This is a genomic window from Chitinophaga sp. Ak27 (genome assembly GCF_012726295.1).
GTDB lineage: Bacteria > Bacteroidota > Bacteroidia > Chitinophagales > Chitinophagaceae > Chitinophaga.
In genome coordinates this window covers 1-640 of the sequence record NZ_JABAOB010000026.1, presented here as the reverse complement: position 1 = coordinate 640, position 640 = coordinate 1, and the positions used below count along the sequence as shown (strand labels likewise).

Below are 640 nucleotides of genomic sequence, written 5' to 3'. Positions count from 1 at the left end.
TTGTAGAGTCTGTGTTTTAGAGTGGTGAGCGTTTATTGCTAACCGTAATGCTAACCTGATTACGTATAACCGTTATAGTCAGGAGTAATGATAGGCAAATATAAAGAAATTGATTCTATAATATTCCCGGGAAATCCGCTGCAATTTTCTTGATTAATTTACTGTACAGTTGGTAGGGGAACTCGCTTTTCCGCCCATCTGCAAAACTTTTTTCAGTTAGCAAATGATAATTCTTTTTCAACTGATAGAATAGAATTACCAAAAGTTGCTTAAATTTAATTTTAAAGTCCACAATTTTTCTATAATCATTCCCTTGTTGATCAATACAAGTCCCCACTTCTACCGATAGAATATGTCGTTCTGTACGGCTTCTTGTTACTCGTATCACACTCCAACCCGGTTCTTCAAACCAGTTAATTCTAATCTCATCCTCATTATTCAACAATGCAAGTAATAAGTTCGTGATATCATAAACCGGACTACTAAGTACGCTGGAAATCACGATTACATGAATTGCCCCATTGACATTAAGCAAAAATGTTGTCCAGCCATGTTTATGTAGAGTTAAAGAAAAATCAATGTTATCATCCATGTAAGTCAGTCATTTAATCTCAAATATAAATATTCTCCAATAACAAAA

1 protein-coding gene is annotated in these 640 nt (G+C 34.1%); it reads right to left on the bottom strand.

What is annotated here, in order from left to right:
* Positions 1 to 115 precede the first annotated feature (115 nt).
* The gene (locus HGH90_RS31480) at positions 116 to 592 is read right to left on the bottom strand and encodes a hypothetical protein (RefSeq protein ID WP_169192793.1); all 477 of its coding nucleotides are present in this window, start codon (positions 590 to 592) and stop codon (positions 116 to 118) included.
* Between the last annotated feature and the right edge of the window lie 48 nt (positions 593 to 640).

Coding starts and splice junctions, on each gene's coding strand:
- HGH90_RS31480 (WP_169192793.1), bottom strand. CDS start 592: ATGGATGATAACATTGATTTTTCTTTAACTCTACATAAACATGGCTGG.